The 23,216-nt window shown below is 61.9% G+C and carries 20 protein-coding genes; 10 read left to right on the top strand and 10 right to left on the bottom strand.

Translation table 11 applies throughout. From position 1 onward, the window contains the following. The first annotated feature begins 17 nt into the window (after positions 1–17). The 6 genes from ACFOJ9_RS16995 (at position 18) to ACFOJ9_RS16970 (ending at position 6,274) form a co-directional block, all read left to right on the top strand. Positions 18–752 (top strand): FadR/GntR family transcriptional regulator, encoded by a 735-nt coding sequence (locus ACFOJ9_RS16995; protein WP_378980065.1) that lies wholly within the window; start codon positions 18–20, stop codon positions 750–752. Further along, the gene (locus ACFOJ9_RS16990) at positions 749–1,936 is read left to right on the top strand and encodes a PLP-dependent transferase (protein ID WP_378980063.1); all 1,188 of its coding nucleotides are present in this window, start codon (positions 749–751) and stop codon (positions 1,934–1,936) included. The genes ACFOJ9_RS16995 and ACFOJ9_RS16990 overlap by 4 nt, the downstream gene beginning before the upstream one ends. Positions 1,937–1,965: 29 nt before the next feature. Next, positions 1,966–3,243 carry an ABC transporter substrate-binding protein gene (locus ACFOJ9_RS16985; protein ID WP_378980061.1) on the top strand — a complete coding sequence of 426 codons (1,278 nt, stop codon included), beginning with the start codon at positions 1,966–1,968 and terminating at the stop codon, positions 3,241–3,243. A 187-nt stretch (positions 3,244–3,430) separates the two neighbouring features. After that, the gene (locus ACFOJ9_RS16980; protein WP_378980059.1) at positions 3,431–4,354 is read left to right on the top strand and encodes a carbohydrate ABC transporter permease; all 924 of its coding nucleotides are present in this window, start codon (positions 3,431–3,433) and stop codon (positions 4,352–4,354) included. After that, complete coding sequence (locus ACFOJ9_RS16975) at positions 4,354–5,202, top strand: carbohydrate ABC transporter permease (RefSeq protein WP_378980057.1); 849 nt, start codon at positions 4,354–4,356, stop codon at positions 5,200–5,202. Before ACFOJ9_RS16980 ends, ACFOJ9_RS16975 begins: the two co-directional genes overlap by 1 nt. Positions 5,203–5,206: 4 nt before the next feature. Beyond that, a complete protein-coding gene (locus ACFOJ9_RS16970; RefSeq protein WP_378980055.1) occupies positions 5,207–6,274 on the top strand; it encodes an ABC transporter ATP-binding protein in 1,068 nt (355 codons plus the stop codon). 383 nt (positions 6,275–6,657) lie between these two features. On the opposite strand, the gene ACFOJ9_RS16965 is transcribed toward ACFOJ9_RS16970, so the two are convergent. The 9 genes from ACFOJ9_RS16965 to ACFOJ9_RS16925 all read right to left on the bottom strand — a co-directional run bounded on the left by ACFOJ9_RS16965 (position 6,658) and on the right by ACFOJ9_RS16925 (position 16,692). Continuing rightward, positions 6,658–6,867, bottom strand: coding sequence for a hypothetical protein (locus ACFOJ9_RS16965; RefSeq protein ID WP_378980053.1), 210 nt, complete (start codon positions 6,865–6,867; stop codon positions 6,658–6,660). A 678-nt stretch (positions 6,868–7,545) separates the two neighbouring features. After that, positions 7,546–7,713, bottom strand: coding sequence for a 50S ribosomal protein L33 (gene rpmG / locus ACFOJ9_RS16960; RefSeq protein WP_006201775.1), 168 nt, complete (start codon positions 7,711–7,713; stop codon positions 7,546–7,548). Between the two features lie 170 nt (positions 7,714–7,883). After that, the gene (locus ACFOJ9_RS16955) at positions 7,884–8,342 is read right to left on the bottom strand and encodes a hypothetical protein (protein WP_378980052.1); all 459 of its coding nucleotides are present in this window, start codon (positions 8,340–8,342) and stop codon (positions 7,884–7,886) included. A gap of 110 nt (positions 8,343–8,452) precedes the next feature. Beyond that, on the bottom strand, positions 8,453–9,631 hold the full coding sequence (locus tag ACFOJ9_RS16950) for an MFS transporter (protein ID WP_378980050.1): 1,179 nt from the start codon (positions 9,629–9,631) through the stop codon (positions 8,453–8,455). A 79-nt stretch (positions 9,632–9,710) separates the two neighbouring features. Further along, positions 9,711–10,451: an NUDIX hydrolase gene (locus tag ACFOJ9_RS16945; RefSeq protein ID WP_378980048.1), complete on the bottom strand. Its 741-nt coding sequence runs from the start codon at positions 10,449–10,451 to the stop codon at positions 9,711–9,713. An 86-nt stretch (positions 10,452–10,537) separates the two neighbouring features. Further along, positions 10,538–10,984 (bottom strand): DUF983 domain-containing protein, encoded by a 447-nt coding sequence (locus ACFOJ9_RS16940; RefSeq protein WP_378980046.1) that lies wholly within the window; start codon positions 10,982–10,984, stop codon positions 10,538–10,540. Next, positions 10,984–13,302 carry a ribonuclease R gene (gene rnr, locus ACFOJ9_RS16935; protein ID WP_378980044.1) on the bottom strand — a complete coding sequence of 773 codons (2,319 nt, stop codon included), beginning with the start codon at positions 13,300–13,302 and terminating at the stop codon, positions 10,984–10,986. Before rnr ends, ACFOJ9_RS16940 begins: the two co-directional genes overlap by 1 nt. A 6-nt stretch (positions 13,303–13,308) precedes the next feature. Further along, positions 13,309–15,945 carry a type I DNA topoisomerase gene (gene topA, locus ACFOJ9_RS16930; RefSeq protein ID WP_378980042.1) on the bottom strand — a complete coding sequence of 879 codons (2,637 nt, stop codon included), beginning with the start codon at positions 15,943–15,945 and terminating at the stop codon, positions 13,309–13,311. Positions 15,946–16,314: 369 nt separating this feature from the next. Next, a complete protein-coding gene (locus ACFOJ9_RS16925) occupies positions 16,315–16,692 on the bottom strand; it encodes a COG4315 family predicted lipoprotein (protein WP_378980040.1) in 378 nt (125 codons plus the stop codon). Positions 16,693–16,875: 183 nt separating this feature from the next. On the opposite strand from ACFOJ9_RS16925, the gene ACFOJ9_RS16920 reads away from it, so the two are divergent. Next, positions 16,876–17,622, top strand: a complete 747-nt coding sequence (locus ACFOJ9_RS16920) for a cytochrome c biogenesis CcdA family protein (RefSeq protein ID WP_378980038.1) — start codon at positions 16,876–16,878, stop codon at positions 17,620–17,622. A gap of 224 nt (positions 17,623–17,846) precedes the next feature. Beyond that, positions 17,847–18,926, top strand: a complete 1,080-nt coding sequence (locus ACFOJ9_RS16915) for an IS630 family transposase (RefSeq protein ID WP_378977646.1) — start codon at positions 17,847–17,849, stop codon at positions 18,924–18,926. Here ACFOJ9_RS16915 and ACFOJ9_RS16910 read toward each other — a convergent pair. Then, positions 18,889–19,596 (bottom strand): hypothetical protein, encoded by a 708-nt coding sequence (locus tag ACFOJ9_RS16910; RefSeq protein WP_378980036.1) that lies wholly within the window; start codon positions 19,594–19,596, stop codon positions 18,889–18,891. The two genes, ACFOJ9_RS16915 and ACFOJ9_RS16910, sit on opposite strands and share 38 nt — an antisense overlap. A 169-nt stretch (positions 19,597–19,765) precedes the next feature. Between ACFOJ9_RS16910 and glmU the strand changes: the two genes are divergently transcribed. Both glmU and glmS read left to right on the top strand, forming a co-directional pair. After that, on the top strand, positions 19,766–21,124 hold the full coding sequence (gene glmU / locus ACFOJ9_RS16905) for a bifunctional UDP-N-acetylglucosamine diphosphorylase/glucosamine-1-phosphate N-acetyltransferase GlmU (RefSeq protein WP_378980035.1): 1,359 nt from the start codon (positions 19,766–19,768) through the stop codon (positions 21,122–21,124). A 176-nt stretch (positions 21,125–21,300) separates the two neighbouring features. Further along, a complete protein-coding gene (glmS, locus tag ACFOJ9_RS16900; protein WP_378980034.1) occupies positions 21,301–23,124 on the top strand; it encodes a glutamine--fructose-6-phosphate transaminase (isomerizing) in 1,824 nt (607 codons plus the stop codon). The last annotated feature ends 92 nt before the right edge of the window (positions 23,125–23,216 follow it).

Here is a 23,216-nt window from a genome sequence, read left to right as displayed (position 1 = left end):
GACCACTTGGAGGTGATGTGGACCAGAACAGCCTGCCACCCATTCAGACGACGGCGCGCGATGACGCCGTGCTGAAGGCGTTGGTGGGCTTTGTCCGCGCCGAGGCCTTGCAGCCTGGCGAGAGACTTCCAACCGAGCGTATTCTGGCCGAGCGGCTGAAGGTCAGCCGCAACACGGTGCGCGAGGCGCTGACACGCTGGGAAGGGCTCGGTCTCGTCGAGCGCCGGCAGGGCAGCGGCACCTATCTCAAAGCGGCTGTCTCACACGATATGCTGCACATGCCGCTGACGCTGGCGGGCGGCAATGATTTCACCAGCCTGATGCAGACGCTGGAGATCCGCCGCGCGCTGGAGGCGGAAGCCGCAGCCCTTTGCGCCGAACGCGCCAGCCAGGCCGACATCGCCGAGATCGCGCGCAAGCTCGACATCATGGAGCAGGCGTTCCGCACCCGCGACGGCATGTCCTCGGAAGAGGACTGGGAGTTCCACCAGGCCATCTACCGGGTTTCCGGCAATCCGCTGTTCGAGCAGATCATCGCCGCCATGCACGAGCTGTTCCATCGCTTCTGGGAGCATCCGCTCGGCGTGCGTGACTTCGGCCACGCCAGCTTTCCTTACCATCGCACCATCTACGAATGCATTGCCGCGCGCGACCCACGGGGCGCCCGCGCCGAGGCGCTCAAGCTGATCGCCACCGTCGAGGACGACCTCAAGCGCGGTGCCGCCAAACTCAAACTTTCGAGCCAGACATGAACGAGCATCCATCCGGTTTCGATCACGACTATCTTGCCGAGGCGGCGACACTGCTGGCGCATGACGAACCGTTTCCCGGCGGTGCGGTGGTGCCGCCGATCTACCAGACCTCGCTGTTCACCTTCGCCAACTATGCCGAGATGGCGGATACTTTTGCCGGCAAACGAAAGCAGCCGATCTATTCGCGCGGCGACAATCCGACGGTGATGGAGTTCGAGGCGCGTGTCGCCGCGCTCGAAGGTGCCGAGGCAGCGCGCGGCTTTTCCAGCGGCATGGCGGCGATCAGTGCCACGGTGCTTGCCTTTGTCGGCGCCGGCGAGCGCATCGTGGCGGTGTGCAATTGTTATGGCGATGCCTATCGGCTGTTCGAGCGGCTGTTGCCGCGGCTTAACATCAAGGTCGACTATGTCGACGGCTCCGATCCGGATGCGGTGGAGGCGGCACTTTCCGGCGCCAAGCTGCTCTACCTGGAAAGCCCGACCTCGATGATGTTCGAGCTGCAGGACATCGCGCATCTGACGCGGTTGGCCAAGGAACAGGGCATCGTCACCACGATCGACAATTCCTGGGCGACGCCCGTATTCCAGAAGCCGATCACGCATGGCGTCGATCTGGTGCTGCACTCGGCCTCGAAATACCTTGGTGGCCACAGCGACACCGTCGCGGGCGTGGTGGCCGGTTCGGCCGCTCACATCAAGCACATCAACGAGCAGACCTATTCTTATCTCGGCGGCAAGCTGTCGCCGTTCGAAGCCTGGCTGCTGCTGCGCGGCCTGCGCACGCTGCCGCTGCGCCTGCCGCACCACATGAAGAGTGGGCTGACCGTCGCCGAACGACTGAAGGCGCATGCCAATGTCGAGCGGGTCAACCACCCCGTCTATTCGAACCACCCGGGCAAGGCGACGCTGGCCGGCTATGCCGGTCTGTTCTCCTTCGAGGTGACGGACGATATCGACATCCCCGTCTTTGTCGACGCGCTGAAATATTTCCGCATTGGCGTCAGTTGGGGCGGGCATGAAAGCCTGGTCGTTCCGGCCAAGGCGTCGCTGGAGCAGACGCCGGGCCTGAATTCGATGGCGCGCTTCGGCGTCAGCCCCCGAACCATCCGCTTCAATGTCGGATTGGAGAGTGTCGAAGACCTGTGGGCGGACGTCGCCCAGGCCTTCGAAAAAGCCAGAAAATAACAAGCGGGTTCAAAATGGGAGTCTTGAACATGAAAAAACTGACCGTCATGCTTGCCACCGTTGCGGGACTGGCGATTTCCGCCGGAAGTGCTGTGGCCGATTCGACCCTCAAGATGGTCGAAGTCATCACCAGCCCGCCACGCACCGAATTCCTCAAGAAGCAGATCGCCGAATTCGAGACGGCCAATCCGGGCGTCAAGGTCGAGCTGATCTCGCTGCCCTGGGGCCAGGCCTTCGAAAAATTCCTGACCATGGTGCAGGCCGGCGATACGCCCGACATCGTCGAGATGCCGGAACGCTGGATGGGCCTCTATGCCAACAACGCCCAGCTCGAGGATCTCGGCCCCTACATGGCCAAATGGGACGACGCCAAGACGCTTGGCGACCGCGCCAAGCAGTTCGGCTCGACCGTCAACAACACCCAGTTCATGATCCCTTACGGCTACTATGTGAACGCGCTGTTCTGGAACAAGAAACTGTTCAAGGAGGCCGGCCTCGATGGCCCGCCGGCGACGCTCGATGATTTCATCGCCGACGCCAAGAAAATCTCTGCGTTGCCGGGCAAATATGGCTACTGCCTGCGCGGCGGGCCGGGCGCTTTCAACGGCATGCACATGTTCATGAACATTGCCGCCGGCAAGGGCGGCTACTTCAACGAGGATGGCACCTCGACCATCAACGAAGAAGGCTCGGTCAAGGGTCTGCAGATGCTGGCCGACATGTACAAGGACGGCCTGGCGCCGAAGGATGCTGTGAGCTGGGGCTTCAACGAAACGGTCACCGGCTTCTATTCCGGCACCTGCGCCATGCTCAACCAGGATCCGGACGCGCTGCTCGGCATCGCCGACAAGATGAGCGCTGACGACTTCGCGGTGGCGCCATTGCCTGTCGGGCCGAGCGGCAAGTCCTATCCGACGCTCGGCTATGCCGGCTGGGCGATGTTTGCCAATTCGCAGCACAAGGACGACGCCTGGAAGCTGATGGCGACGCTTTTGTCGCCAAAGGACAATCTGGAATGGGCCAAGGAAGTCGGCGTCGTCCCGATCCACAACGGCGCCGACCAGGATCCCCATTTCAAGACCGAGCAGTTCAAGGGCTGGTTCACGGAGCTGAGCGACAGCTCCAAATATGAAATGGTGACCCCGCCGACACATCTGGAGAACCTCGGTAATTTCGTCGACCAGGTGGCGATCAAGAACTTCCAGGAAGTGCTGCTGGGCCAGAAGACGGCCAAGGACGTCGCCGACCAGTGGGCTGCCTTTCTGACCAAGGAACAGCAGGACTGGCTGGCGAAGAACAAGAAGTAAGGCGCCTTTTTTCCTTCTCCCCGTTTCACGGGAGAAGGTGTCACGAAGTGACGGATGAGGGGCGGAGCCAAGCATTTCAAGGCTCGCGCTGCCCCTCATCTGCCTGCCGGCATCTTCTCCCCGTGAAACGGGGAGAAGGACGCTTGTCGCCTACCCCGACGCTCTTCCAGGAGACGATCCGCAGCCAATGACCTACGCCGTGTCCGAAATACGATCCGCCGGCAAGCCGCGTCGCCAGCGGCTATCCCACGCCGCAATCGAGCCATGGCTCTATCTCAGTCCGGCGATCATCCTGCTGGTCGTGGTGCTGCTGGTGCCGCTGGTCATCGGCATCAGCTACTCCTTCCGTAAGTTCTCGGCGTTCAAGTCGGAATATGTCGGGCTTGGGCAGTATCAGGCGATGCTGTCGGATCAGGTGCTGGGGCAGGCGCTGGTCAACACGTTGTGGTGGACTGTCGCCAGCCTGTTCTCCCAGTTCTTCCTCGGCCTTGGCCTGGCGCTGCTGCTCGACAAGCCGTTTCGCGGCCGCAAGGCCGTGCAGGCTCTGGTGTTCCTGCCCTGGGCGGTGCCGTCCTTCCTGTCGGGTCTGACCTGGGCCTGGCTGTTCAATCCGATCATCGGCCCGTTGCCGCACTGGCTGTTTGCATTGGGGCTGAAAGCCGAGCCGACCAATGTGCTTTCCGATCCCGCCACCGCCATGTGGGGGCCGATCGTCGCTAATATCTGGTTCGGCATTCCATTCTTCGCCATCACGCTTTTGGCGGCGCTGAAATCCATTCCATCGGAACTGCATGAGGCAGCGGCCATCGACGGCGCTTCGCCCTGGCAGCGCTTCACCAAGGTGACGCTGCCGTTCCTTGCGCCGACCATCGCCATCACCGTCATGTTGCGCACCATCTGGATAGCCACCTTCGCCGACCTGATCTTCGTCATGACCGAGGGCGGACCGGCCGGTTCGACCAACACGGTGCCTGTCTACATCTATGTCAGCGCCTTCAAGTCACTGGACAAGGGCTATGCCTCGGCGGTGGCCGTGCTGCTGCTGGTCCTGCTCATTGCCTATGCGATTGCGCTGATCGGCATCCGTCGCACCCTGGTGAGGCACGTCTGATGATCGCAGGACGTTCAACCTCGCAGCGCTTCTTCGGCGGCATCGGCCTTTACGCGGCAATCGCGGTTTACGTGCTGTTTGCCCTGTTCCCGATCTACTGGACGCTGAAGATCTCGGTCACGCCGGAGCGGCTGCTCTATTCCGAAGGCATCACGTTCTGGCCGTCGCACATGACGTTGCAGAATTTCGTCACCGTGCTTGAGGCCACCGATTTCCCACGCTATTTCCTCAACAGCGTCATCGTCTCGGTATCGACGGCGGCATTGGTGACAATCATCGCCACGCTCGCCGGTTATGCCATGTCGCGCTTCACCTTTCGCGGCAAGGCAGCACTTGCGTTGATGTTGCTGCTTACGCAGACTTTTCCGCTGGTGATGGTCATTCCGCCGATCTACCGCGTGATGGGTCAGATCGGCCTGATCAACAGCCTGACCGGCTTGATCATCATCTACACCGCCTTTAACACGGCCTTTGCCACATTCCTGATGCAGTCGTTCTTCGACGGTATTCCGAAGGATCTGGAGGAGGCGGCGATGATCGACGGCTGCACCCGCGCGCAGGCGATGCGCAAGGTGATCGTGCCGCTGACGCTGCCGGGCATGGGCGCAACGCTCGGCTTCGTCTTCACCGCCGCCTGGAGCGAGCTTTTGTTCGCGCTGATGCTGATTTCCAGTGACGACCAGAAGACCTTCGCGGTCGGCCTGCTCACCTTCATCGGCAAGTTCGCCGTCGACTGGGGACAGATGATGGCGGCATCCATCCTGGCGCTGATCCCGGTCTGCATCTTCTTCACCTTCCTGCAACGCTATCTCGTCACCGGCCTGACCGCCGGCGCCGTCAAAGGATAGATCGATGGCCTCTGTTACACTCGAAAAGGTCCGCAAGGACTATGGCGCCGTCCGTGTCCTGCACGCGGTCGACCTTGAAATCGCCGATGGCGAGTTCGTCGTCCTGGTCGGGCCGTCAGGCTGCGGCAAGTCCACACTCTTGCGTATGATCGCCGGGCTGGAGGAGGCTTCCGGCGGCGAGATCCGCATCGGCGAGCGGCTGGTCAATGACGTAGCACCGAAGGATCGCGACATCGCCATGGTGTTCCAGTCCTACGCGCTCTATCCGCATATGGACGTGTCGAAGAACATGGGTTTCAGCCTGCTCTTGAAGAAGGCGGAGAAGTCGACGATCGACGCGAGGGTGGACGGCGCCGCCAAGCGGCTCGGGCTCGACACGTTCCTGCAACGCCTGCCGCGGCAATTGTCCGGCGGCCAGCGCCAGCGCGTCGCCATGGGCCGGGCGATCGTGCGCGATCCCAAGGTCTTCCTGTTCGATGAACCGCTGTCGAACCTCGACGCCAAGCTGCGCGTCCATATGCGCGCAGAGATCAAGGCACTGCACCAGCAACTGAAAACCACCTCGGTCTACGTCACCCACGACCAGATCGAGGCGATGACCATGGCCGACCGGATCGTCGTCATGCATGACGGGGTGATCCAGCAGGTCGGCGCGCCGCTCGATCTCTACGACCGACCGGACAACCTGTTCGTCGCCGGTTTCATCGGTTCACCCGGCATGAATTTTCTGCCGGCGACGGTTCGCAAGGGCGGTACGTCGGAGGCCGTACTGGCCGATGGCCAGGCGTTGCGTCTGCCGGAAGGCCTGCCGCTGCAGGACGGTGACGCCATCACCGTCGGTCTGCGGCCCGAGCATATCCGGCTGGCGGATGACGGCGCGTTGAAGGGCGAGGTGGGTGTGGTGGAGCCGCTCGGGCTTTCGACGCAGTTCTACGTCAAGCTGGCCAGCCAGCAGCTTTGCGTCTTTGCCATGGGCCGTGCCGGCGTGAAGCCCGGCGACGTGGTGCGGCTGGCGGCCGAACCAGAGTCGCTGCATCTGTTCGATCCGAAAAGCGGTGATCGCATCGGCTGAGGGGAACTCGGCCCGAGGGCACTTGGGAAGCGATCGACCAGTTGCACAGCGATCTACACAGGGCATTGAACCCGCTGAATGGCAGGCGTGAACGGCCGCATCAGGCGCCGATGTCGGGTGGGAAACAGAAGGGAACGTTACATCTCAATTGACTAAAATAACGGAACGTCCAACAGACATTTCCGGAACCGAACAGGACCCCTCAGACCTTTGCGCGTGGAGCGCAAGACCTTAGTCCCGCCGCCTTCTAAAAAGAACGGAAGTCACTTCGTCACGAATTAGGGCCGCCGTCCGGGAGGTCAATACCGGCGGCGGCATCTGCAAATATGGGCGAGTTGGCTATGTGCGGGTATGGTGCGATCGCGGAAGGCGACTGTACACCACTAACCGCGAGGGATTCTTCTGGGCAGCGGCGAGCTATCCATCGGGTTCTCGGCCGACTTGGCTGATCGCCGATCTTTCAGCCACAAGGACTTCTTTCTTCTTGCCAGGATCTCGTCTCGATCGCTGTCTTCGGCGGTCGGTCCGCCATGCATCGCGGCAATCGCGTAGTCGGCTCTGTTGGTTCGATAGTCACCTTTTTGAATGGACATCGTTTTCTCCCAGGTCGAGGCATTCCCCCCCTTTTAGCCTGATGCTGAAACTAACTGCCTATCCATCGTGCGAGTCTACCAATTGGCGATTGTATTAAAACGATACACTCCGCAGGTGTGGTGATGGCGCGTGGTGTATGGTGTGCGACGCGTGCAAATGTGCGAGGTGCGCGACCTCATGATTTTAGCCGAAGCGCTCCTGCACGCACAACGGAGGTTCGCCCTGCGCGGGCTTTTTCATTGACCCGGTTGGGGCTCTTGCTGCGGTGCCGCGGCAGGCGGGCTCGGAGCCTGCGGCGCAGGTTCCGTAGAGGATGCTGAGGGACTATCAGGTGCAGGCTGAGGTGCCGGCTGGGCTGCCTCCTCCTCAGTCAAAACTTCGTCAGTCCTGGCCTTGATCTCATCAGCCGTCTGCTGGCTTATCAGCCCGTTGCTGACGGCAAAGCCCGCAACCAGGGCAACGAGGGCTGCAATGATTGCAGCTTTCAACTTCTTCGACATCCGTCGGGGCCTTGTTCATGACACCCCTGCCAGCCTACGACCAAAAGTGCCGCAACCATGGCGAACGGTCAATCCTTTTGGCTGGAGGCTTTACGCGGGTGCAATGAAATCAATTGGTTATAAACGAAAAACGCCGCCCATTGGGCGGCGTTTCGGCATTGCAGAGAGAAAACCCGATTACTTGATCTTGGTTTCCTTGAATTCGACGTGCTTCTTGGCGACCGGGTCGTACTTGCGGAACGACAGCTTGTCCGTCTTGGTACGGCTGTTCTTGCTGGTCACGTAGAAGAAACCGGTGTCGGCGGTCGACAGAAGCTTGATCTTGATGTTTGCGGCTTTGGCCATGATATTCAGTCCGTTTGTTCGTGGGGTTTTGGCCGCTGGAGCACGGGGAAACACCCGGACGCGGGAAACTTGGCGCGACACATAAAGAACGCGCCCGGAAAGTCAAGCCCGGTAGGCCGACAGCCCGGTAGGCCTTGTGCGACCTGCCTGAGCCGGCTGGTGACGGGAAATCATGCGGTTTCCGTCGCCGATGCCGCAACCTTCTTCCAGTCTCCGGTCGTGTTCCACCAGCGATTCGGATTTGCGCGGTCATCCAGTCCCTTGGAACGGCTGGCAAGGATCGGCTGAATGCGGATCACCGGTTCCTGATAGGAATGGGCCTGGAAAATCGCCTCGACGACGCGGGCGGCCAGTGCCTGGTCGTCGGGCAGTTCGAAGGAAACCTCGACCGTGCCGGGGCGCCGCCGCAATTCGGTTTCGGCCCCGGCCGCCGCCCCGTTAAGCGGCCTGTAGCGTTCGATGCCGTGCGCCGACTGATAGGCATTGCGGTCATATTTGCCCATGGCCAGCGGCACTATCGCGACCACAGCGTCCATGATGCGGTCGACATCGGCGGCCGGGGCCTGGAAGGTCACAAGCAGAAGCAATGTCATTCGTAGCGATGTGGTTTCAAAGCCGCTGTCGATCATGGAAGTGTCCTCAAGTGTTTTGGGACACCCTTTTAGCCCTGTGCTCCTGACACGGTTCTGTCAGCAGCCTGTCGTCGGCTAAAGCGAATGCAGGGCTGGCAGCAGTCGCGCTACAGGAGGATCTTGCGGACCAGCCTGAGGGCGACCAAAGCGATGTAGGTGGCGAAGAACAGGCCGAGCGACCAACCGAATCCGGACGGCCCGAACGCGTCCATGCCGATGCCGATCGCTTGCGGACCGAGCACCATGCCGACGCCGTAGCACAGCACGAAGGCGGCGTTGGCCGACGCCAGTTCGTGGCCTGAAAGTTGCGAGCCGAGATGGGCAAGGCCGATCGTGTACATGGCAGCGACGACGCCGCCCCAGACGAACAGAAGTGCGGCCATCAAATGCCAATTCTGGGCGAAGAAGGGCATGAAGATCGTGCCGACAAGACCAACCGTGGCGCAGGCAATCAGCAAATAGCGGCGGTCGCTGACGCGGTCGCTGATCATGCCGATGGGGATCTGCAGCAGCACATTGCCGAGGCCGATCATGGTCAGCAGAAGGGCGGCGTCGGCTTCGGAATAGCCGATGCGGCTGCCGTAGATCGGGAACAGCGCAAAGCCGCCGGTTTCCACCGCGCCGAACACCAGCACGGCAGCGGTTGCCGACGGCACCAGCCAGATGTAGCGCAGGAAATTGCTGGTCTCGCCGTCGGAGACGATGGTCGGGCTCTCGTTGCGCGCCGCCAGCACGGGTATGGCTGCCAGCGTCACCAAGGCGATGATGACGCCGAACGGCCTGAAGCCGGAACTGCCGAGATGAGCGAACAGCCACGGCCCCGCGGCAAAGCCGAGCGACAGAACCGTGGCGTAGATGCCAAGGACAAGGCCGCGCCGGTGCGGCGGCGCCGAGGTGCTGATCCAGAATTCAGACAGGATGAACAGCACCGTCAACGCGATGTGCAGCACGATGCGCAGCGGAAACCACATCCAGAAATCGGGTGCGAAATGGAAGCCGACAAAGGCCAGCGCGCCGGCGGCGATCATGGCAATCATGGTCCAGGCGACGCCGAAGCGCATGGCGAGCGGTGTCGCCAGCGGCGCACCGGCAATCGAGGCAAGGCCGGCGACGGCGGTGTTGAGGCCGATCATGGAGGCCGAATGGCCGCGTGTTTCGAGGATGACGCTGAGCAATGGCATGCCAAGGCCGATGGCGATGCCGACGACGCTGATCGACGAGATCGCCGCCACCATCGGCAGCCAGTGTACGCGTTCGTCGCCCTGTGATTGGGTATCGACCGTCATGGGGATGCTGAATACTCTGTCTGTTTGATCTTACGCAATTCCGGACGGAAAACCGCGTCACACTTTTCCTGGAATTGCTCTAGAGAAGTTCGCGGGTGAAGCGGTTGCGGACAAGCCGGTAGAAGGGCACGGGACCGCCCGGACGCAACAGCGGATCATGGGCGAGGCGCTTTTGCAGCTCGTCCACGATCATTCGGGTGATGTCGGGTATGTCGGCTTCCCTGGCCTTGGCAAGCGGCAACCAGACCAACTCTTCAAGTTCGTTGGTCGGGCCGCCACCGGGCAGTTCGACCGCGACGTCGTCACGCCAGGCGCTGAAGAAACGGGTGTCAAAGCGGCGCACCCGGTTGGGCGGCGTGATGGCACGCGCGACGAAGCGCAGCATGTCCAGAGAGGGCTGCACGCCGTGCTCGGCAAAACCTTGCCAGTCGGGTCTGGCGGTGGCGAAAGCGCCTTTGCGGCCAATCAGCAGTCCGGCTTCCTCATGGGTTTCTCGGATGGCCGACAAGGCGATGGCGCGGGCTCGTGCGGCACTTGTGCGGCCCGGCCCGGCGATCAGCCTGGCTTCCTGCTCCGGGTGCAATGCGGCGGCGACCGGGATGCGGCTGTCGGCCGGATCGGTGCGGCCGCCGGGAAAGACAAACTTGCCCGGCATGAAGGCGTGGCCGGCATGGCGGCGGCCCATCAGAACCAGCACGTCATCGCCCTTGCGGTCGAGCAGGATCAGGGTTGCCGCGTCGCGCGGGCGAATTGGCTGGTCGCTATGAGCGATCATGCTCCGCTCGATCTTGTCGACTTCCACCTTGGTCATACCGTCCATGCGCAGGACCTAGCGGAAACTTCTGGCAAGCGAAAGTGGCCTTTCATGGTCGGCATGTTGCGCCAGGCCACATTCTTGGCTGCGGCTCAGGCTCCGGGATGCGGCTCGATCACGTCGTGTTCGCCGCCGAAGCCGTGCATATAGAAGGCCCATTGCAGTCCGATGACGGCACCCTTGACCGGTTGCAGCAGCGCGACCGAGAGAAGGATGGTCAGCGGCACCCAGATGGCGATGTGCTGCCAAGTGGACAAGGTGGACGTCGCCTCTACGCCCATGAAGGCGCCGAGCACGATGTGGCCGACGATGACGATGACGAGATAGGCAGGCAGGTCGTCGGCGCGGTGGTGATGCAGTTCATCGCCGCAGACACTGCATGTGTCGACGGTCTTGGTGAAAGCGCGAAACAGCTTGCCTTCGCCGCAATGCGGGCAGCGGCCGAGCAGGCCACGCTTCATCGCCATCCACAGCGGGCGGGCGGCCCGGCCCGAGTGATGTTCTCCGCCGAAAACCTGTTCTTCCACAGCTGTTGTCATCATCGTCTCCTGCCGCGCGAACCCGGTCGCGATTGCGACGCGCGGGTGCGGCCCTTGGCCTTGTGAAACGACCGCTTGGAGCCCGGCAAAGGCTTCGGGTCGGTCAACATCTCGAAGCGCATCGCGCCGGCCATCGGCGCCACCTCGATGAGTCGGACCTCGACGCGGTCCGCGAGCTGATAGCCTTTGCCCGAGCGTTCTCCGAACAAGGAGCGGGCCGTTTCGTCGTATATATAGTAATCGCCGTTCAATGTTGACACCGGGATGAAACCATCCGCGCCGTACTGCGGCAATTGGACAAATAGTCCTGATTTGGTGACGCCGGAGATGCGGGCATCGAACCGGTCATCGATACGTTCAGCGAGATAGGTGGCGATCAGACGGTCGACCGTGTCCCGCTCGGCCGCCATTGCGCGGCGTTCCGTGCCCGAGATCAGCACAGCGACATCTTCGAGCCGTGCCGCTTCGTCTTGCGTCAGCCCGCCGGGACCCAGTCCGAGTGCGGCAATAAGTCCGCGATGCACGATCAAATCGGCATAGCGGCGGATCGGCGAGGTGAAATGGGCGTAGCGCCTGAGGTTGAGACCGAAATGGCCGATGTTCTTGGGCGAGTATTCAGCCTGGCTCTGCGAGCGCAACACCACTTCGTTGACCAGGCCTTCATTGTCGGCGCCGCGCACGCGCTCCAGGATGCCGTTGAACTGGCTTGGCTGCATCTGCGCGCCGCGGGCCAGCGACAGGCCAAGCGTCTGCAGGAACTCGCGCAACGATTCCTGCTTGGCGAGCGACGGCGCGTCGTGGACGCGGTAGACCAGTTCCTGTTTCTTCGCTTCCAGCGTCTCGGCCGCGGCAACATTGGCCTGGATCATGAATTCTTCGATGAGCTTGTGGGCATCGAGCCGTTCCGGCACGACGACGCGATCGACGGTGCCGTCCGGCTTGAGCACGATCTTGCGCTCCGGCAGGTCGAGTTCGAGCGGCTGGCGGCCATCGCGGCCACGCTTCAGGGTCGCATAGGCGTCCCACAGCGGCTTCAGCACCGTATCGAGGATCGGGCCGGTCTTGTCGTCCGGCACGCCGTCGATCGCCGCCTGAGCCTGGCTGTAGGCGAGCTTTGCCGCCGACTTCATCATGACGCGATGGAAGGAGTGCCTGAGCTTGCGGCCCTCGGCCGAAAAAACCATGCGCACGGCGAGCGCCGGCCGATCCTGGCCTTCGCGCAGCGAGCAGAGATCGTTGGAGATGCGCTCGGGCAGCATCGGTACGACGCGATCCGGGAAATAGACCGAATTGCCGCGCTTCAGCGCCTCGCGATCGAGCGCCGTGCCATAGCGCACATAGGCGGCGACATCGGCGATCGCCACCGTGGCGACTACGCCGCCGGGGTTTTTTTCGTCGAGGTCCGGCGTGGCGAAAACGGCGTCGTCATGGTCCTTGGCGTCGGCCGGATCGATGGTGACCAGCGGCAGGTCGCGCCAGTCCTCGCGGTGGGCAAGCGTCGCCGGCTTGACGACTTCGGATTCGGCGATGACATCGGCCGGGAAGATATGCGGAATGTCGTGCGCGTGGATGGCGATCATCGAGACCGCCTTTTCGCTGGTCAGCGAACCCAGCACGTTGAGCACCTTGGCTCTCGGCAGGCCGTAACGGGACGCCCGCGCGGGCTCGACCTCGACCAGGTCGCCGTTTTTGGCGCCGTTCTGGAATTCCTTGTCGACGATCAGTTCGGGTTGGCGGCGCTCAACAGGCTCGATGCGGAAGGTGCCGTCCTGCAGGATGCGAAAGATACCGAGCACGGCATCGGTGCGCTTCTCGAAGATCTTAACCACTCGTCCGGTGTATGCCGGGCCACCCAGGGCGACATTCGTCTCGTCTGCGGGAAAGGTCTTGGCCAGCACACGGTCGCCAATGCCCGGCGCCGGTCCACCACCGCTGCGCGACAGGCGGATGGAAACGATGGGTGGCGGTCCATTGGCTGTGTGTTCGGTGGGGCGCGCCAACAGCACGCCATCGGCGTCACGATCAAAAATATCGAGGACCGTGACATGGGGCAGGGCACCGACTCGGGCCAACCCCTTGCGCTCCTTGGTCAGGACGCCTTCGTCCTGCAGGTCGCGCAGGATGTCCTTCAGCCAGATGCGGTCGTCGCCGCGCAGCGCAAACGCCTTGGCAATGTCGCGTTTGCCGGCGCGATCGGGATTTTCGGCGATGTAGCGCAGGATTTCGTCACGCGACGGCCGATAGTCGTCCTTGACCTTGGCCCTCGTGTCGGCGGTGCGCGGATCGCCGTGGGTTCTACCGGTGATCTTGCGCGCCACGCTGTCCTACCCTTTTTTCTTCGCGGCCGGCTTCTTCGCAGCCGGCTTTTGGGCCGCCGTTTTCTTGGCTGCGGGCGCCTTGGCCGCTGCCGCCTTGCGGAAAGGCTTCTTGCCGCCGCCGCCCTTGGCTTCCTTCTCGGCAATCAGCGCCAACGCGTCCTCGATGGTTACCGATTGCGGATCCCTGCCCTTGGGCAGGGTGGCGTTGACCTTGCCGAAATTCACGTAAGGTCCGTATTTGCCGTCGCGCACGACGATCTTACCGCCGCCGTCCGGATGGTCGCCAAGCTCCTTGAGCGCAGCGGCCGTGCCGCCATTACGGCCACCCTTGCCCTTCAACTGCTTCTCGGCGATCACCGACACGGCGCGGTTGAGGCCGATCGAGAACACGTCCTCGATGCTGTCGAGATTGGCATAGGTGCCGTCATGCAGTACGAACGGACCGTAGCGGCCGAGGCCGGCCGAGATCATCTTGGCCGTCTCCGGATGCTGGCCGACATCGCGCGGCAATGACAGCAGCGCCAGCGCCTTCTCGTGGTCGATCGACTCTGCCGTCCAGCCCTTGGGTAGGCTGGAACGCTTGGCTTCCTTGCCGTCGCCGCGTTGCAGATAGGGGCCGAAGCGACCGCTGCGCAGCGTGATTTCCTCTGACGTATAAGGATCCTTGCCGATCACCTTGGTGCCGTCTTCGCCGCCGCCATTCTCGCCATTGGGGTTGGCGGCGTCGCCGAGCTGGCGGGTGAAGGAGCATTCGGGATAGTTGGAGCAGCCGACAAAGGCGCCGAACTTGCCGAGCTTCAGCGACAGATTGCCGGTGCCGCATTTCGGGCAAATGCGCGGGTTCGAGCCGTCCTCCCGCGTCGGGAACACCAGCGGCGCCAGTTCTTCATTCAGCGCGTCGAGCACGTCGGTGACGCGCAGTTCCTTGATGTCGGCGACGGCACCGGAAAAATCCTTCCAGAAATCGCGTAGCACGTCCTTCCAGGCGAGCTTGCCGTCCGAGATTTCGTCGAGCTTCTCTTCGAGGGACGCGGTGAAGTCGTATTCGACATAGCGTTTGAAGAAGCTTTCAAGAAAGGCCGACAGCAGCCGGCCCTTGGCCTGCGGCACCAGCCGGCGCTTGTCGATGGTGACATAGTCGCGGTCTTCGAGCGTCTTCAGGATCGCCGTGTATGTAGAAGGCCGGCCGATGCCGAGCTCTTCCAGCTTCTTGATCAGCGAGGCTTCCGAATAGCGCGGCGGCGGCTCGGTGGTGTGCTGGGTGGCGTTGATCGCCTGGCGGGCAAGCTGCTCGCCGGCACGGATTTCGGGCAGACGGCGATTTTCCTCGTCTTCCGCATCGTCGTCCTTCTGGTCGGTGTAGGCGGCAATGAAGCCGTCGAACCGAACGACCGAGCCGATGGCGCGAAGCTCAGCGGTGCGTGGTCCGTTGACCGCCTCGATCTCGGCGGTGGTGCGCTCGATCTCGGCCGACTGCATCTGGCTGGCGATGGCACGCTTCCAGATCAACTCATAGAGCCGCATCTGGTCGGAATCGAGATATTGCCTGACCGATGCCGGGGTGCGCATGAAATCCGTCGGGCGGATCGCTTCGTGCGCTTCCTGGGCGTTCTTGGCCTTGGCGGTATACTGGCGCGGCTTTTCCGGCAGGTATTTTGCGCCGAATTCCTTGGCGATGGCGTCGCGGGCAGCCGAGATCGCCTCGGGCGCCATCTGCACGCCGTCGGTTCGCATATAGGTGATCAGGCCGGTGGTTTCGCCGCCGATCTCCATGCCTTCATAGAGCCGCTGCGCCACCTGCATGGTGCGGCTGGCCGAGAAGCCGAGGCCCGATGAGGCGGCCTGCTGCAGCGTCGAAGTGGTGAAGGGCGGGCCGGGATTGCGCTTGGTCGGCTTGGCTTCGACCGACAATGCCTTGAAGGTTGCGCCTTCGAGCATCGACTTGATGTCGTCGGCCTGCGCCTTGTTGGAAATGTCGAGCTTTTGCAGCTTCTTGCGATCGAAGGCGGTCAGCCGCGCTTCGAAATTGTCGTTGCGCGGCGTGCCCAGCAAGGCGGCGATCTGCCAGTATTCCTCGCGGATGAAGCGCTCGATCTCGGATTCGCGGTCGCAGACGAGACGCAGCGCCACCGACTGGACGCGGCCGGCCGAACGGGCACCCGGCAGCTTGCGCCACAGCACCGGCGACAGCGTGAAGCCGACGAGATAGTCGAGTGCCCGGCGGGCCAGATAGGCATCGACCAGCGGCGCGTCGATCTGGCGCGGATTGGCCATCGCTTCCAGCACCGACGATTTGGTGATGGCGTTGAAGACGACGCGGCTGACCGGCTTGTCCTTCAGCGCGCGCTTCTGCTTCAGCACCTCAAGCACGTGCCAGGAAATGGCTTCCCCCTCGCGATCCGGGTCGGTGGCGAGGATCAGGCCGTCGGCATCCTTGACCGCCTTGGCGATGTCGGCGAGCCGCTTGCCCGAGGCCGTGTCGACCGCCCAGGACATGGCGAAATCCTCATCCGGGCGCACCGAGCCATCCTTGGCCGGCAAATCGCGGACATGGCCGAACGAGGCCAGAACCTTGTAGTTCTTGCCGAGGTATTTGTTGATTGTCTTCGCCTTGGCCGGCGATTCGACGACGACGACGTCCATGAGGTCTCATATCAGCTGTGGTGCGGCAGAAGAATTCCGCTGCGCGCGACGAAATCTCGTTCTATTTGTCGCTCACATGGCCGCGCTTTTGCATCCGGTCAAGGGGAAGCGCCCAAATTGCGGGGCTCTCCGCAGCAATACACTCTTAGAGTGTATGGAGAAAATCACAGAATTTGGGAAAGGGAGATGCGGCTCGCGTGTCAGCGGAAGCGACCCGGTTCATTCTTCCACCCGAGTCGCCGAAATGCTGCCCCGAACTGTAACGGGCGACGTTATGTCAGGCTGATCGATGCTGGCCGCCGCCGACATCGAGGATGCCAGGCGACCAGCCCTTGTCCCGCCGAGCAGCGGGAACGGGTATTGAGTGGTTTAGTCGGCCTTGACGATATGCCAGACCTCGCCGACGCCATCGCCGGTCACATCGCCGGCCTTCTTGTCCTTGATGAAGGTGTAGACCGGCTTGCCGTCATAGGCCCACATCTTGGTGCCGTCGGTGCGGTCGACAACGCTCCATTCGTCGTCCGCCTTGGCGCCCGCCTCGGCCTTCAGCGGCGGCCAGTTGGTGGCGCATTTGTCGTAGCAGTTGGATTTGCCCTTCTCGTCCTTGTCGTAGGTATAAAGCGTCATGCCGTTGGCATCGGTGTAGATCTTGGTGCCATTGACCTCGGCTTCCTTCCAGGCGTCGGCGGCAAAGGACGCGGCGGTGCTGAGCAGAAGTGCTGTCAGCCCTGCGGTTATGATTTTCATGGAAATCTCCCTGACTGATATCTGGAGACACGCGGGAAATCGCGGCCTCACTGTATCAACGCCATGTGCTGGTGCTTTCTTCCCCGGCCGCGATGACTTGCCACACGATCTTGCCACACGATGGTGATTGGCGGACAAACCCGCGTGCCACTATATCGTCGCCATAACAGTCGGAGCTTTGGAATGGCATTGGACATCGGCTATGTCAGCGCGGTCGGGGCGGGCGCCATCTCGTTCCTGTCGCCTTGCGTGCTGCCGCTGGTACCGCCCTATCTCTGTTACATGGCCGGCGTCTCGGTTGACGATTTCCGTGGCAATGCGGGTGCGACGGCGCGCGCCGGCGCGCGTGGTGCGCTTCTCTATTCGTCGATCGCCTTCGTGCTCGGTTTCTCGACCGTCTTTGTCGCGCTCGGCGCCGGCGCATCGACCATCGGCCGGCTGTTGCGCGTCTGGCAGGAACAACTGGCGATGGGCGCCGGCGTGCTGATCATCCTGATGGGCCTGAATTTCCTCGGCATACTGCGCATTCCGCTGTTGTCGCGCGAAGCCCGCTTCCAGTCGCAGGGCAAGCCGGCAAGTGCGGTCGCCGCCTATGTGATGGGATTGGCCTTCGCTTTCGGCTGGACGCCCTGCATCGGCCCGGTGCTGGGACCGATCCTGACGCTGGCCGGAGGCCGCGAGACGGTGGGCGAGGGCGCGCTGCTGCTTGCCGCCTATTCGCTCGGCCTCGGCATCCCGTTCCTGATCGCCGCCCTGTTTTCCGGCGCCTTCATGCGCTTCCTCGGCAAATTCCGCGTCCATCTCGGCCGCGTCGAAAAAGCGATCGGCGCGCTGCTGGTGGTCGCCGGCGTGTTTTTCCTCACTGGCGGCGTGCAGACGGTCTCTTACTGGCTGCTGGAGAATTTTCCGGTGCTGGGGCGGCTGGGTTAAGCGGGTATCATCTCTCGAATACGGGTTGGTTGGGTGTTCAAAAAACAGTTTCTTTCATCACCCCTATGAGATTTTCGTGCTCAAAGGAGCTGTCATATTCGATCGTGGTTATAACCAGCTCTTTGCCCGCCCCAACTAGCAAATTGCTGCGCCTAGTGGATTGATCGGGACAGAAGAGTCCTTTTTGGGATTCCCCGGATCGCTTCGGCATGCGACATTGCGGGATGCGCACTGGTATCAGCATCGACATCACGGCTTCGGACAGAATTCGGCTTGAAGGGATCGTCGCAGCACGGAGTTCGCCTCAGAAGCATGTCTGGCGAGCGCGGATCATTCTGTTGAGCGGTGATGGCCTGGGGACCGCCGCGATCATGACGATGACAGCCAAGTCGAAGACCTGCGTGTGGCGCTGGCAGGAGCGCTTCATGAACGAAGGCGTCGACGGCCTGCTGCGCGACAAGACGCGGCCACCGGGCATTGCACCGCTTCAGTCTGTGCTGGTCGACAGGGTCGTGGCGCTGACACTCGATCCGCCAGACCACGAGGCGACGCACTGGACGGTCCGCGCGATGGCGAAGGCGGTCGGCATCGCGGCGTCTTCGGTGGTGAAGATCTGGCACGACCATGGCCTTGCGCCTCACCGCTGGCGCAGCTTCAAGCTGTCCAACGACAAGGCGTTTGCCGAGAAGCTTCACGATGTGGTCGGGCTCTACGTCTCGCCCCCCGCTCATGCCATCGTGCTGTCGGTCGACGAAAAGAGCCAAATCCAGGCGCTCGACCGCACTCAGCCGGGGTTGCCGCTGAAGCGCGGTCGCGGGGCGACAATGACGCACGACTACAAGCGCAACGGCACGACGACCCTGTTCGCCGCGCTCAACGTCCTCGATGGCTCGGTGATCGGCCGTAATATGCAGCGCCATCGCCATCAGGAGTTCATCCGCTTCCTCAACGCCGTCGAGGCTGAACTTCCGCCCGACAAGGCCGTCCATGTGATCCTCGACAACTATGCCACTCACAAGCAGCCCAAAGTACGCGCTTGGCTGGCCAGGCATTCGCGCTGGACCTTCCATTTTGTGCCGACATCCTGCTCATGGCTCAATGCTGTCGAGGGCTTCTTCGCCAAGCTCACACGCCGCCGGCTGAAGCACGGTGTCTTCTACTCCGTCGTCGATCTCCAGGCCGCCATCAATCGCTTCATCACCGAGCACAATCAGCAATCCCGACCGTTCGTCTGGAGAGCCGACCCACACAAAATCATCGCCGCCGTCAGGCGCGGGCACCAAACGTTGGAATCAATCCACTAGCTGCCATTCCACTCCGATCGTCTCTATGAAAATGAACCACCAATCCGTCAAAATAGAATCGAAACATAGGTTGATAGTATTCCGCCGATTCTCCAATTTTTGGAACGTATTTATCCTCTGCAAGAGGTGTCATATTGTGGATTATTCCGATGGTCGAAAATTGTGTCAGGCTGGCTGCGAATAAGTCAAAGGGTTCTGGATTGCGATCGATCAGCATCCGTCGGAGTTGCTCGATTTCGGTTGGCGTCAATATTACTTCTGACATTTCCTCTAGGGTCGATACGGCAGCGCGCCACAGCAAGCTCAACAAAAACAGGCGCAGCATTGTTGGGTCTTCCATCGTGATTTTGCGAGCACCCCAAGGCGTGTTCGGTATCGATGAATGAAGCTGGCCAAGCGCCATCATTGGCCCCCAACCGCTCCAAACTAGCTTGTTGGAACGGAGATATTTGATCGCCCAGTCATCGTAGAAAGATAGGATTTCCTCACCTGCCTCTGTGACAATCGATCTATCATACCAGCTATGCCACCTTCGGACTGCACGTCGACCGTGGCCACCCTGGATCAGTGGCAAGCCCGCTTGCTCGGACAATGTCAGCGCCTTTGGAAGGATATGCGATTTGACTAACTTCCCGGTTTGGCCAGTTAATTTGCAGACACCGTTTGCCATCTTGATCTTGTCGAATCTTGTTAGCCAGATTGTTTGATCGGCTTAGAACATGTGACCTGCTGCGAACAGACGGCGGGAGGGTCTCACCGGAATTTAACCGCATTGGTGCAGCATGGCGCCACTGCTACCCTGATCTGATTCCCAACCCATTTCATATGGTTGCTATCCCATGAGCCAGAGATCCTGCCTGTCCGTCATCCTTGCCGCCGGCGAAGGCACGCGCATGAAGAGCGTGCTACCGAAGGTGCTGCACCAGATCGCCGGCCTGCCGATGGTCGCCCATGTGGTGAAGGCAGCCGAAGCCGCCGGTGCTGGCAGCCAGGCGCTGGTGATTGGCCATGGCGCGGACGAGATGCGCAAGGCTGCGGCGAAGTTTGCGCCAAAGGCTGAGACATTCGTGCAGGAAAAGCGCCTTGGCACCGCACATGCCGTGTTGGCCGCGCGCGATGCGATATCAAAGGGTTATGACGATATCCTGGTGATGTTTGGCGACACGCCGCTGATCGACGCCGATGCGCTCACCGTGGCGCGGCTGAAACTGGCGGAAGGTGCTGCCGTCGTGGTCATCGGCTTCCGCCCGCCCAGTGCGACCGGTTATGGCAGGCTGATCGAGAAGGACGGCAAGCTGATTGCCATCCGCGAGGAGAAGGATTGCTCCGAGGAGGAGAGGAAAATAACCTTCTGCAATGCCGGCATGATGGCGGTTGCCGGCGCCCACGCGCTGAAGCTGCTCGATGCGGTTGGCAACAACAATGCCAAGGGCGAGTATTATCTGACCGACATTGTCGAGATCGCCGGCGCGCGAGGCCTCGATGTCGTCGCCACCGAAGCCAGCTTCGAGAGCGCGCTCGGCATCAACAACCGCGCCGAACTGGCGCAGGCCGAGGGCATCTGGCAGGCGCGCCGCCGCCATGAGGCAATGCTGTCGGGCGTGACGCTGATCGCGCCGGAGACCGTGTACTTCTCGCACGACACCGAAATTGGCGCCGACACGATCGTCGAGCCCAATGTCTGGTTCGGTCCGGGCGTGAAGATCGCCACGGGCGTCAAGATCCATGCCTTCAGCCATATCGAAGGCGCCACCATTGCGTCCAATTGCGATGTCGGGCCGTACGCGCGGCTGCGGCCGGGTGCGGATCTCCGGAACAAGGCCAAGGTTGGTAATTTCTGCGAGGTCAAGCAGGCCGTTATCGAGGAGGGCGCCAAGGTCAACCATTTGACCTATATCGGCGATGCCCGCGTCGGTGCGGGGGCCAATATCGGTGCCGGCACCATCACCTGCAACTATGACGGCTATTCGAAATTCTTCACCGACATCGGCGAGGGCGCCTTTGTCGGCTCGAATTCGTCGCTGGTGGCGCCTGTCACCATCGGCAAGGGCGGCTACATCGCCTCGGGCAGCGTGATCACGGAAAGCGTACCAGACGATGCGCTGGCCTTCGGCCGTGCTCGCCAAAAGACGATCCCCGGCAAGGGCAAGGAATTGCGCGAGCGCTTTGCTTCGGCCGCGGCTGCGAAGAAAAAGTAAAACCGGCCCGCAAAAAACCGAACGATTGCAGTAACCGGATTGCAAGAGCGGTCTGTCATGGTGCATCGACAAGAATGAGCGTTCCGTTACACGGGACGAAATGCAATGTGACTTTCGCGGCGGGCCGGCCTTCCCTAAATAGCGCTGGTTTTCCACAGGGAATCGGGGCTGTCTGCATGTGCGGTATCGTTGGAATCGTCGGCCACTCGCAGGTTGCGCCGCTCATCGTCGATGCGCTGAAGCGGTTGGAATATCGCGGCTATGACTCGGCCGGCGTTGCCACCATCGAGCATGGCCAGCTTGCCCGCCGCCGCGCCGAAGGCAAGTTGATCAACCTCGAGCGCCGGCTCAAGGACGAGCCGCTCGACGGCACGATCGGCATTGGTCACACACGCTGGGCGACGCATGGCGTGCCCAACGAGACCAATGCGCATCCGCATTTTTCCGACGGCGTCGCCATCGTCCATAATGGCATCATCGAGAATTTCGCCGAACTGCGCGAAGAGCTGATCCGCGACGGCTATTCTTTTTCGTCGCAGACCGACACCGAGGTCGTCGCCCATCTGGTGGCGCGGGAACTGGCCAGGGGGCTGAAGCCGGTCGAGGCCGCGCACCAGGCGCTGAAGCGGCTGGAAGGCGCCTTTGCACTGGCGATCCTGTTCAAGGGCGACGAGGATTTGATCGTCGGCGCCCGCAATGGCCCGCCTTTGGCTGTCGGCCATGGCGATGGCGAGATGTTCCTGGGTTCCGACGCCATCGCGCTCGCCCCCTTCACCAATTCGATCACCTATCTCGAAGATGGCGACTGGGCGGTGGTGCGCCGCGACGGCGTCACCATCTTCGACATCGACGGCACAAAGGTCGACCGCAAGCGCCAGCAGTCGCTGTCGACCAGCTTCATGGTCGACAAGGGCAACCGGCGCCATTTCATGGAGAAGGAAATCCATGAGCAGCCCGAAGGGATCTCGCACACGCTGGCGAATTATCTGGATTTCGTCGGCGGCGTCTCCAAGCCGCTCGACCTGCCTTTCGATTTCGCCAAGATCGACCGGCTGGCGATTTCGGCCTGCGGAACCGCCTATCTCGCCGGCCTTATCGGCAAATACTGGTTCGAGCGTTATGCGCGGCTGCCGGTCGATATCGATGTCGCCTCAGAATTCCGCTACCGCGAAATGCCGCTGTCGAAGAACGATGCGGCTTTCTTCATCTCGCAATCGGGCGAGACCGCCGACACGCTGGCCTCGCTGCGCTACTGCCGCAAGGCCGGGATGAAGATCGGCGCCGTCGTCAATGTGCGCGAATCGACCATGGCGCGCGAATCCGACGTGGTGTTGCCGACGCTGGCCGGACCGGAGATCGGCGTCGCCTCGACCAAGGCGTTCACCTGCCAGCTGTCCGTGCTGGCATCGCTAGCCGTGCGCGCCGGCGTGGCGCGTGGGACAATCTCGAAGGAGCAGGAAAAGACCTTTGTGCGCGAACTGTCGGAAGCGCCGCGCTTTGCCAACCAGGTGCTGAAGCTCGACCATCAGATCGAAAAGATCGCGCGCGACCTCGCGCACTACAAGAACGTGCTCTATCTCGGCCGCGACACCAATTTCCCGCTGGCCATGGAAGGCGCGCTAAAACTCAAGGAAATCTCCTATATCCACGCCGAAGGCTATGCCGCCGGCGAGTTGAAGCATGGGCCGATCGCGCTGATCGACGAGAACATGCCGGTCATCGTTATCGCGCCGCACGACCGGATCTTCGAAAAGACCGTGTCGAACATGCAGGAAGTGGCGGCGCGCGGCGGCAAGATCATCCTGATCACCGACAGCAGGGGCGCGGCACTGACGAGCGTCAAGACGATGGAGACCATCGTGCTGCCGGACGTGCCGGAAATCATCTCCCCGATCATCTACGCATTGCCGATCCAGATGCTCGCCTATTTCACCGCCGTGTTCATGGGCACCGACGTCGACCAGCCGCGCAATCTGGCGAAATCGGTGACGGTGGAGTAAGTTTCATCCTTTCGTCATCCACGGGCGGAGCAGGAGCGAAGCTCCTGCGCAGACCCGAGGATCCATTCCGTGACGGTGGTGGCGGATCAAGC

It is taken from the genome of Mesorhizobium cantuariense (genome assembly GCF_042647205.1).
Taxonomy (GTDB): domain Bacteria; phylum Pseudomonadota; class Alphaproteobacteria; order Rhizobiales; family Rhizobiaceae; genus Mesorhizobium; species Mesorhizobium cantuariense.
This window is presented reverse-complemented; position numbering and strand designations above follow the sequence as displayed.

What these genes read in the sequence shown, in the direction of transcription:
- ACFOJ9_RS16990 (WP_378980063.1), top strand. Translation starts at nt 749, where the DNA reads ATGAACGAGCATCCATCCGGTTTCGATCACGACTATCTTGCCGAGGCG.
- ACFOJ9_RS16985 (WP_378980061.1), top strand. Translation starts at nt 1,966, where the DNA reads ATGAAAAAACTGACCGTCATGCTTGCCACCGTTGCGGGACTGGCGATT.
- ACFOJ9_RS16980 (WP_378980059.1), top strand. Translation starts at nt 3,431, where the DNA reads ATGACCTACGCCGTGTCCGAAATACGATCCGCCGGCAAGCCGCGTCGC.
- ACFOJ9_RS16975 (WP_378980057.1), top strand. Translation starts at nt 4,354, where the DNA reads ATGATCGCAGGACGTTCAACCTCGCAGCGCTTCTTCGGCGGCATCGGC.
- ACFOJ9_RS16970 (WP_378980055.1), top strand. Translation starts at nt 5,207, where the DNA reads ATGGCCTCTGTTACACTCGAAAAGGTCCGCAAGGACTATGGCGCCGTC.
- ACFOJ9_RS16965 (WP_378980053.1), bottom strand. Translation starts at nt 6,867, where the DNA reads ATGTCCATTCAAAAAGGTGACTATCGAACCAACAGAGCCGACTACGCG.
- rpmG (WP_006201775.1), bottom strand. Translation starts at nt 7,713, where the DNA reads ATGGCCAAAGCCGCAAACATCAAGATCAAGCTTCTGTCGACCGCCGAC.
- ACFOJ9_RS16955 (WP_378980052.1), bottom strand. Translation starts at nt 8,342, where the DNA reads ATGATCGACAGCGGCTTTGAAACCACATCGCTACGAATGACATTGCTT.
- ACFOJ9_RS16950 (WP_378980050.1), bottom strand. Translation starts at nt 9,631, where the DNA reads ATGACGGTCGATACCCAATCACAGGGCGACGAACGCGTACACTGGCTG.
- ACFOJ9_RS16945 (WP_378980048.1), bottom strand. Translation starts at nt 10,451, where the DNA reads ATGGACGGTATGACCAAGGTGGAAGTCGACAAGATCGAGCGGAGCATG.
- ACFOJ9_RS16940 (WP_378980046.1), bottom strand. Translation starts at nt 10,984, where the DNA reads ATGACAACAGCTGTGGAAGAACAGGTTTTCGGCGGAGAACATCACTCG.
- topA (WP_378980042.1), bottom strand. Translation starts at nt 15,945, where the DNA reads ATGGACGTCGTCGTCGTCGAATCGCCGGCCAAGGCGAAGACAATCAAC.
- ACFOJ9_RS16925 (WP_378980040.1), bottom strand. Translation starts at nt 16,692, where the DNA reads ATGAAAATCATAACCGCAGGGCTGACAGCACTTCTGCTCAGCACCGCC.
- ACFOJ9_RS16920 (WP_378980038.1), top strand. Translation starts at nt 16,876, where the DNA reads ATGGCATTGGACATCGGCTATGTCAGCGCGGTCGGGGCGGGCGCCATC.
- ACFOJ9_RS16915 (WP_378977646.1), top strand. Translation starts at nt 17,847, where the DNA reads ATGCGCACTGGTATCAGCATCGACATCACGGCTTCGGACAGAATTCGG.
- ACFOJ9_RS16910 (WP_378980036.1), bottom strand. Translation starts at nt 19,596, where the DNA reads ATGGCAAACGGTGTCTGCAAATTAACTGGCCAAACCGGGAAGTTAGTC.
- glmU (WP_378980035.1), top strand. Translation starts at nt 19,766, where the DNA reads ATGAGCCAGAGATCCTGCCTGTCCGTCATCCTTGCCGCCGGCGAAGGC.
- glmS (WP_378980034.1), top strand. Translation starts at nt 21,301, where the DNA reads ATGTGCGGTATCGTTGGAATCGTCGGCCACTCGCAGGTTGCGCCGCTC.